The organism is Streptomyces sp. NPDC003697 (genome assembly GCF_053587115.1).
This window is the reverse complement of record NZ_JBSFNN010000141.1, coordinates 1-8,863: the sequence shown is the minus strand read 5'-3', so window position 1 is coordinate 8,863 and position 8,863 is coordinate 1. Positions and strand designations below refer to the sequence as shown.

7 protein-coding genes are annotated in these 8,863 nt (G+C 74.1%); 4 read left to right on the top strand and 3 right to left on the bottom strand.

Annotation, left to right across the window (positions count from 1 at the left end; genetic code table 11):
- Positions 1 to 181 precede the first annotated feature (181 nt).
- The gene (locus tag ACWDNY_RS30670) at positions 182 to 1,363 is read left to right on the top strand and encodes a PP2C family protein-serine/threonine phosphatase (protein ID WP_451649079.1); all 1,182 of its coding nucleotides are present in this window, start codon (positions 182 to 184) and stop codon (positions 1,361 to 1,363) included.
- Here the strand turns inward: ACWDNY_RS30670 and ACWDNY_RS30665 are convergent.
- A complete protein-coding gene (locus tag ACWDNY_RS30665; protein WP_451649078.1) occupies positions 1,330 to 1,770 on the bottom strand; it encodes an Lrp/AsnC family transcriptional regulator in 441 nt (146 codons plus the stop codon). The genes ACWDNY_RS30670 and ACWDNY_RS30665 overlap by 34 nt on opposite strands.
- A 51-nt stretch (positions 1,771 to 1,821) precedes the next feature.
- Entirely contained in the window at positions 1,822 to 3,171 is a 1,350-nt protein-coding gene (locus tag ACWDNY_RS30660; protein ID WP_451649077.1) for a transaminase, read from the bottom strand.
- Positions 3,172 to 3,357: 186 nt separating this feature from the next.
- Between ACWDNY_RS30660 and ACWDNY_RS30655 the strand changes: the two genes are divergently transcribed.
- The gene (locus tag ACWDNY_RS30655) at positions 3,358 to 3,834 is read left to right on the top strand and encodes a TIGR00725 family protein (protein WP_451649076.1); all 477 of its coding nucleotides are present in this window, start codon (positions 3,358 to 3,360) and stop codon (positions 3,832 to 3,834) included.
- A 501-nt stretch (positions 3,835 to 4,335) separates the two neighbouring features.
- Here the strand turns inward: ACWDNY_RS30655 and ACWDNY_RS30650 are convergent.
- Positions 4,336 to 5,853 carry a helix-turn-helix domain-containing protein gene (locus ACWDNY_RS30650; RefSeq protein WP_451649075.1) on the bottom strand — a complete coding sequence of 506 codons (1,518 nt, stop codon included), beginning with the start codon at positions 5,851 to 5,853 and terminating at the stop codon, positions 4,336 to 4,338.
- A gap of 713 nt (positions 5,854 to 6,566) precedes the next feature.
- On the opposite strand from ACWDNY_RS30650, the gene ACWDNY_RS30645 reads away from it, so the two are divergent.
- Positions 6,567 to 7,187 carry an L-threonylcarbamoyladenylate synthase gene (locus tag ACWDNY_RS30645; protein WP_451649074.1) on the top strand — a complete coding sequence of 207 codons (621 nt, stop codon included), beginning with the start codon at positions 6,567 to 6,569 and terminating at the stop codon, positions 7,185 to 7,187.
- 405 nt (positions 7,188 to 7,592) lie between these two features.
- Entirely contained in the window at positions 7,593 to 8,786 is a 1,194-nt protein-coding gene (locus ACWDNY_RS30640) for a glycoside hydrolase family 64 protein (protein ID WP_451649073.1), read from the top strand.
- Positions 8,787 to 8,863 lie beyond the last annotated feature (77 nt).

Sequence of the window (8,863 nt, the reverse complement as noted above, 5' to 3'; positions counted from 1 at the left end):
CCTCGTACTGGATGTACTCGGGCTTCCGGCCGGTGCGGCGAGAGGGCGTGCCGGGCGTCGCGACGGGGCGAACGTTGCCTGCCGCGGCACTAGCGCCGCGCCGGGTCCGGCCTTCCTCTTCCGGGGCCGCGGCGGCGGCGCTCGGCGTGCGGGACGGCTCCCGGCATTGCAGCGTGGTCTTGTGGTGAAGGTGCCTGCCCCCTCTCCACGCCGGGACTCGGACCGGCGGGGCTGGCTGCGCGGCGCCCCACCGCCCCGCTGGGTGCGGGTGCTGCCGCTCGCGCTGGTGACGGCGGTGGTCGTGGCGACGCTGGTCAGCCCCTCCCCGCTGGACGTCGGCTTCGTGCTGGGCGCCATCCCGCCCCTGGCGGTGCTCTCGTACGGGCCGCTGGCGACCGCGGTCCTCGGCTCCGTGTCGGTCGCGCTGCTGACCGTGCACGCCTTCCGGCTGGACCGGCCGGGCACGACGGACCTGCTGACCGTCTGCTTCGTCGCCGCGCTGAGCGTGTTCGTGTCGTTCGTGCGCAGCCGCCGCGACGCGCAGCTGGACCTGGAGCACACGGTGGCCGAGGCCGCACAGCGTGCCGTGGTCCCGCCGGTGGCCGACCACGTCGGCCCGGTGCGCTGCGCGGGCCTGTACCGGGCCGCGCAGCGCGGGACCCTGGTGGGCGGGGACTTCTTCGACGTGCGCCGGGGCCCCAGCGGTGTGCGGGCGGTCATGGGGGACGTGCAGGGGCACGGGCTGGCGGCGGTGTCCACCGTCGCCTCGCTGCTCGGGGCCTTCCGGGAGGCCGTGCTCGACCGTCCCGACCTGCCGGCGGTCGCTGCCGCCCTGGACCGCCGGCTGGTGGTGGATTCGGCGGAGGTACGGCACGCCGAGCTGTTCGCCACGGCCGTCCTGCTGGAGTTCTCCGACGACGCGCGGGCCGTGCGGATCGTGACCTGCGGCCATCCGCCGCCGGTGCTGCTGCGCGACGGGAAGGCGACGGAGATCGCGGTCCCGCCGTGGACGCCGCTGGGCCTCGGCCTGACCGACGGGCCGCCGCGGCGGCTCGGGGACACCCTGCTGCTGCGGGACGGGGACGTGCTGTTCCTGTCCTCCGACGGCGTCAGCGAGGCCCGGGACGCCGACGGCACCTTCTATCCGCTGCTCGAACGACTGCCGCGCTTCACCGGCCTGGCCCCCGCCGCTCTGGCCGAGCACGTGCTCTCGGACGTCCTGGCGCACTGCGGCACCGTCCGCGACGACGTGACGATGCTCGTCCTCACCCCCCGTCCGGCTGACGCGGGCGGTGCGTCCGCGACGGTCTCGGGGACGCACCGCCCGCGTCAGCCGACGTCCCACAGGAACCGGTGCGTGTGAATGGCGAAGTACGGGAACGACTGCACCTGCCGGACACCGTCGAGGGGACGGACCACATCGTTGACGAAGTCCAGCAGTTCCTTCGGTCCGGGGGTGACGACCTCGGCGAACAGATCGAAGCCGCCGGAGGTCAGCACGGAGTAGACGACTTCGGCGCGCCGGGCCAGCTCGTCGGCGACCGCCCGGGGGTCGCCGTCGACGCCGATGCCGAGCAGTGCCATGGCCTGCCCGCCCATCGCCATCGGGTCGGTGACGCCGACGACCTGGACGGCCCTGGAGTCCAGCAGCCGCTGGAGGCGCTGGCGCGCCGCCGACGCGGACAGGCCCACCCTGGGTCCAAGGTCCGCGTAGGCGATGCGCCCGTCCGTCTGCAGTTCGCGCAGGATGGCCCGGTCGATGTCGTCCACGTGCCTCGTTCTCCCTCTCCCGGCCGGTTCGCCCCAGCCTAACGGCGCCGTTCAGCCGGTCAGTTCGGCCAGGGCGGCGGCGAAGACCTCGGTGTGCGTGTCGACGTCCTCCTCGCTGGTTTCCGGGCACATCAGGGCCATGTTGTGGAAGGGGGTGAGCAGAATGCCCCGGTTGGCCAGGTAGAGGTGGAGGAAGTCCTCGAGCTCCGGGTCGGCGGCGGCCTCCGACTCCGTGCCGGTGCGCGGCGCGGGCGAGGTGAACCGGTACTCGGTGCGGGCGCCGAGCCGGCTGACCGACCAGGGCAGCGCGTGGGCGTCGATCCCGGCGCGCACCCCGGCCTCGAAGCGCTCGGACAGTTTCGCCATGTGCGCGAAGGCCTCGTCGGTGAGCACGTGCTCCAGCGTGGCCCGCACGGCGGCGACGGAGAGCGCGTTGCCCGCGAGGGTGCCGCCGACGCCACCCATGTCCACGAGGTCGAGGTCGTCGCGGCCGAGGAGCCGGTCGGCGAGGCCGGCGGACAGGCCGTAGGCGCCCGCGGGGATGCCGCCGCCGATGGCCTTGCCGATGGTCAGCAGGTCGGGCTCCAGGTCCCAGGCCGCGGTGCAGCCACCCGGTCCGGCGGAGAAGGTGTGCGTCTCGTCGTTGATGAGGAGGGCACCGTACCGCCGGGTCAGATCGCGGACACCGGCCAGGTAGCCGGGCTCGGGGAGCACGATGCCGATGTTGGTGAGGGCCGGCTCCATGAGGACCGCGGCGACGTCGCCGTGGACGAGCTCGCGCTCCAGCTGGACGAGGTCGTTGAACTCCGCGACGCGGCTGGTGAGGGTGACGTCGCAGGGGGCTCCGACGTTCCCGGCGCGGGCGGCGCCCCGGCCGTCGGGGCCGACGACGATGAGCGACTCGTCGACACTGCCGTGGTAGCAGTAGCTGTTGACCAGGATCTTCGGACGGCCGGTGACGGCGCGGGCCAGCCGGATCGCCCAGCGGTTGGCGTCGGTGGCGGTCAGCGAGAAGCTCCAGCGGGCGAGCCCGAAGCGGCGGGTGAGCTCCGCCCCGACCCACTCGGCGTCCTCGGTGGGGAGCATCGCCGTCGCTCCCCCGAGTTCGGCGTACCGGCGCCGCACCGCCTCGGCCACGGGTTCGGGCGAGTGGCCCGCCATGGCACCGGTGTCGCCGAGGCAGAAGTCGATGTACTCGTGCCCGTCGACGTCGGTGATCCTCGCCCCCCGCGCGGAGTCCAGGTAGCGGGGGAAGGCACCGGCCGTCTTGTTCATCCAGGTCATCGGCACCCGGCCGAAGAGGTGCTCGGCCCGGTCGTAGGCAGCCTTCGAGCGCGGGTTGTCCCGCTCGGCCGCGGCGGCCTCGCGGGCGAGCAGGTGGTGCAGGCGGGCGCGGTCCATGGCGGTTCCCTGTGATCGGCGACGGCGGAACGGCATGAGCCTACGGTCGAAAGAACTGCCCGAGCAAGGCTTGGCTTCAGAATCAGGTGTTGCGGCAATCGATTCGAGCGTCGTGGTGTCCGTTGCGGCCACGGTGTCCACCCGGCCGCCTTGTCGCGGCCCCTCCCCGGCCGTTCCATGGGAGGCATGCGTCCCTGTATCGCCGTGGCGGGTCCCGGGCGGGCCGGTCCCGAACTCGCGGCGCAGGCCCGGCAGGTCGGCGCCCTGCTCGCGGGGCGCGGCGCGCTCGTGGTCTGCGGAGGCCTCGGCGGCGTCATGGAGGCGTGCGCGGAGGGCGTGCGGTCGGCGGGCGGCACGGTCGTCGGACTGCTGCCGGGGCATGATCGCGGCGCCGGGAACCGCCACCTGAGCGTCACGGTGGCGACCGGGCTGGGTGAACTGCGCAACGGCGTCCTGGTGAACACGTGCGACGCGCTGATCGCGGTGGGCGGGGGCTGGGGCACGCTCAGCGAGATCGCCCTCGCCGTGCGGGCGGGCAAACCCGTCGCCCTGCTCGGCGGTTGGCCGCCGCCGTCCGGCACGTCCGCCGCGCCGGGCGGGCGCGGGCCGGTCGAGGTGGCCACACCGGCACAGGCCGTGGACGCCGTACTTCCCGCCGTCTGACGCCTTCGAACGGGGCCGCGGGGCCGACGCACGGTGGGAGTGGCCGGGCGAGGGCACATACATGCGCGGGACGGCACGGCCGGGACCCGCGCGGCACCGCACGCGCGGCACGGGTCCCAGAGCCGATCGCCGACCGGCACGGCAAGGGCACCGGTCCGCCGGCGGCACGGCCCGGCTGCCGTACGGGACCGCCAGGCCACGTCCCCGGTCGCCGTCGGCGGGCGGCCCCCGCTCACCGCCCGCCGGGTCGGACACCGGACGGCGCGGGCGGCAGCGCGGCCGGGACCCCCTCCGGGTGCCGGGCAGGCCCGCGGCCCGGGTTCGCGCGCGGACGGAGGCGCGACCGGTCCCCCGTTCCGGTCCCGCCTCCGCGCGCGGGGCCGCGGACTGCCCCTGCGGCGTGTCGCAAACTACGTGCCGCCGGCCGTCCTTGGGTATCGCGCCGATGCCCCTTCGGCCGCTCGGATGGCTCAACCGTGCACAGGTGAGTCCGTTATCGGGTTATTCGTGCCGCCCCAGGACAGGCTGGTTCAGGTCACCCACGGCCAGATGGGCCAGGACGACCTCGTACAGGTCGCTGCCGCCGGCGAGGAGCTGGCGTTCCAGTACGGGCTCCGCGCCGCGGACGTGTTCCCGGACGGTCTGCGCGTGGACGCCGAGCAGCTGCGCCGCGCGTTCGGCGTTGCCGCCGACGGAGAGCCAGATGCGCAGCGTGCCGCGCAGGTCCCGCGCGTCCGCCGCCAGGCGCCCGAGCAGTTCGGTGGCCCAGGTACGCAGAGCCGTGCTGGTGAGCAGGTCGCCGAAGCGCGCGGCGCCGGACGGCGGTTCGTCCCGGTCCCCCTCCTCGCCGGCCGGATCGTGGCCCGGGCCGGCCTGGGCATTCAGGGCGAGGTGGACGGCGGCCCGGACGGTGAGGTGGGAGAAGTCCGTGCCGAGCAGTCGCTCCGCGCGCTCCATCCGGGCGCGCACGGTGTTGCGGCTGACGCCCATGACCTTCGCCGTGTTCACGGCGGTGAACTCCAGGCCCAGCCGGGTGGTGGCGACCACCTCGGCGCGCGTGTGGTGGGGCAGGACGTCCAGCGGCCGCAGCAGACGGGCGGACCAGGCGCGCAGCGCGCGGGGGTCCATGAGGCGTTCGGGGTGGGTGCGCTCGGCGTAGACGGCGGCGCCGTCGGGACGGAAGCGAGCGACGGCGAGGGCGCTGACGGCCTGCCCGTAGGCGGTGGCCGTCCGGGCGAGAGTGTGCCGGGTGCTGCCGCCGAGGAACGTCTGCGGGCGCCGGCCGACGAGTGAGCGCAGCGCGCGGCCGGAATCCTCGACCGGGGCGACCACGATGACGTGTCGGTCCACGGCCGGGCAGAGCACCACCAGGGCCTGACCGTTCGTGGCGTCCAGGCAGTCCGTGGCCAGCCGGCCGCGTTCCTCAGGGTGCGTTTCCACGACGTAGACGCAGGCCGTCTCGGTGTCGAGCAGGCCGGGCCACAGGCCCGTGGCGACGCGCCGGGCCGCGACGGTGTCCTCGACCATCAGCAGTTGCAGGATGGCCAGCCGCAGCGCGGTGGCAGCCCGTTCGAGCCGTCGTCCGGCGGCGGTCGTCTCGTGGGCGCGCAGAAGCAGTTCGACCACTGCGGCGGTGTGGGTGACCATGTCGGCGGTCTGCGGGTCGAAGGGGGTGGCCCGGTCGACCGCCAGCACGCCCGCCGGCCGCTGGTGCGCGGGCGCCACGCGCACGAGGCGCAGATGACGTCCCCCGTCCTCCAGCGCCGCCGAGGCGATCCGGCCGTCGGTCACGTCGGCGAGCAGTGCCTCGTCCACGGGGACCGGCTGTCCGGCGAGGACGGCCCCCAGGCCGTCCCGGAGGCAGACGGTGCCGTTCACGGCGTCGGCCAGCCAGGCCACCACCTTGCGCACGTCGCGCCCGGCCGGCCGCAGTTGGGCGAGGAGTTCCCTCGCCCATGCCGAACGGGATCCGGCGTGCCGCGCACCCGCCCTGATCGCTTCGTCCTCGCGGCCGTCCATCCCGGCCCACTCCCCGCCTCACATCGGCCCCGCGTACCGGTCGGGGACGTTACCAGGGCGCTTGCGTGTACCCGGCTGCCGGGCGCGGGCCGCGCGCTGCTGGAGACCGACGGAAAAGGCGGCTCCGCCGAAGGTCACGGGGGGAGTGACGGTCGGCGAAGCCGCGGGGCTCGGGCCGGGGGGAGGTCCCGAGCGGTTCTTCCGTCTGCTGCCCCCGATACCGCGGTGTATTCGCCGGTGTTCGCGGATCCGCACCGTACCGGGCGGAAGCGCGCCGGCGATGTGGGGCCGCAGGGGAAACGCCCGCGATGCCGGGCCGCGGAGGCGCAGCCTGCGGGGCCTGCCCGGGCAGGGGCGGGCGGGACCCTCTTCAGTCCGCCGCGGCGCTCGGTGTGCGCGTGACGCCATCCCGGCGCAAGCCGGCGGCCACGCGGACGGCGCCGCCGAGGCAGCGGACGCACGACCACCGCGGGGCGCGCGCACCCCGTTGATGCCCGCGTGACCAGCACAACCGCGCGCACCTCGATCGTGGCCGCGAGGGCGCTTTCCGCGCAGCCATGTCGAACAGCCGTGTCCCAGGGGCACAGGCCCCGCGGGCACCACCGGACCCGCACGAACGGCCGGCTCCGGCCGGGCGTTCGTGCGGGTCCGGCGCGGCATCCGGACGGACCCACCTGCGGCGGCGTCACCGCCGCACGGCATAAGCTCGGCGGATGGCGAAGTACTTCGACGTGCACCCCGACAATCCCCAGCCGCGCGCCATCAGCCAGGTGGCCGCGAGCGTGCGGGACGGCGCGCTGATCGCGTATCCGACCGACTCCTGCTACGCCCTCGGCTGCCGGCTGGGCAGCCGGGACGGCATCGAGCGGATCCGGGCCATCCGCCGTCTCGACGACCGGCACCACTTCACCCTGGTCTGCCAGGACTTCGCCCAGCTGGGCCAGTTCGTCAGAGTCGACAACGACGTCTTCCGGGCGATCAAGGCGTCCACGCCCGGCAGCTACACCTTCATCCTCCCGGCGACGAGGGAGGTGCCGCGCAGGCTGATGCACCCGAAGAAGAAGACCGTCGGGGTGCGCATCCCCGATCATGTCGTCGCCCAGGCCCTGCTGACCGAGCTCGGTGAGCCGCTGCTGTCCAGCACGCTGCTGCTGCCGGACGAGGAGGAGCCGATGACCCAGGGGTGGGAGATCAAGGACCGGCTCGACCACGTGCTGGACGCGGTGGTCGACTCCGGCGACTGCGGCACGGAGCCGACCACGGTGATCGACTTCTCCGGCGGCGAGGCGGAGATCGTGCGGCGCGGCGCGGGCGACGTGTCCCGCTTCGAGTAGACCTCGGGTCCGTCGGGAGGGCGGGACCGCCGGTCAGGTGCGTGTCCGCACCACAGGCGGGAACCGACGGCCGGGTCCGAGGCCGAACAGCGGGTGGGACCGCCGGCCGGCCGCGCACCGGACGCAGGCGAGGCGCGGGCGGGGACCGCCGGCCGGACGCGCGCCGGACGCGGCTGCGTCCGTGACCGTCCTGTGCGGCGCGAACGCCGCCACCACGGCGGACCTCCCGCGAGCCCCGCGAGCCCCGCGAACTCCGGCGCGCCTGTGCGCCTGTGCGCACTTCTCCGCGGTTCACCGTCGGCGAGGCGCATCCAACTCATTGACATGCGCGCGCCGTAGCGGAACGCTGAGAGCGCTCTCAGAGGTACGCACCAATGCCGTACCTTCCCCCCACGGAGGTGGAGCGTGCTCGCACGACTCAGGACTCTCGCGGCGACCGCGGCCACCGCGCTCGCCGGTACGCTGCTCGGGCTCGCCGCCCCGGCACCGGCCGACGCCGCGGTGCCCGCGACGATTCCCCTGACGGTGACCAACAACTCCGGCCGCGGTGAACCGCTGTACATCTACGACATCGGCACCTCGCTGACGACGGGTCAGCAGGGCTGGGCCGACGCGAACGGCGTCTTCCACGCCTGGCCGGGGGGCGGCAATCCGCCGACACCGGCTCCCGACGCCTCGATCGCCGGGCCGGCCGCCGGCCGGTCGCAGACCATACAGATCCCCAAGTTCTCGGGCCGGATCTACTTCTCGTACGGGCAGAAGCTGGTGTTCAAACTGACCACCGGCGGACTCGTGCAGCCGGCGGTGCAGAACCCCGGCGATCCCAACCGCGACATCCTGTTCAACTGGTCCGAGTACACGCTCAACGACTCCGGGCTGTGGCTCAACAGCACCCAGGTCGACATGTTCTCGGCGCCGTACACGGTCGGTGTCCAGCGGGCCGACGGCAGTACCGCGAGCACCGGCCGTCTGAAGCCCGGCGGGTACAGCGCCGTCCTCAACGGGCTGCGCGCGCAGCCGGGCGGCTGGGGCGGGCTGATCCAGACGCGTTCCGACGGCACCGTTCTGCGAGCGCTCTCACCGGGACACGGCCTGGAGTCCGGCGCGCTGCCGAGCGGCGTCATGGACGACTACGTCAACCGGGTCTGGCAGAAGTACGCCACGTCGACGCTCACCGTCACGCCCTTCGCCGACCGGCCGGCCACCGCCTACTACGGCCGGGTCTCGGGCAACGTCATGAACTTCACCGACGGCTCCGGCACCGTCGTCACCAGTTTCCAGAAGCCGGACGCGGACAGCGTGTTCGGCTGCCACAAGCTGCTGGACGCGCCGAACGACGCCGTGCGGGGACCGATCTCGCGCACCCTGTGCGCCGGTCTCAACCGCTCGACGCTGCTGGTGAACTCCCAGCAGCCCGACACCACCACCGCGAACTTCTACCAGGACGCGGTGACCAACCACTACGCGCGGATCATCCACGCCCAGGCGGCCGACGGGAAGGCGTACGCCTTCGCCTTCGACGACGTGGGCGCCCAGGAGTCGCTGGTGCACGACGGCAGCCCGCGGCAGGCGTACCTCACGCTCGACCCGCTCAGCTGAACGGGCTCGGCGGCGGGCGGGCACCCGGCCCTGGTGGAGGCGGCCCGTGGACACCGCATCGACACCCTGCTGATCCG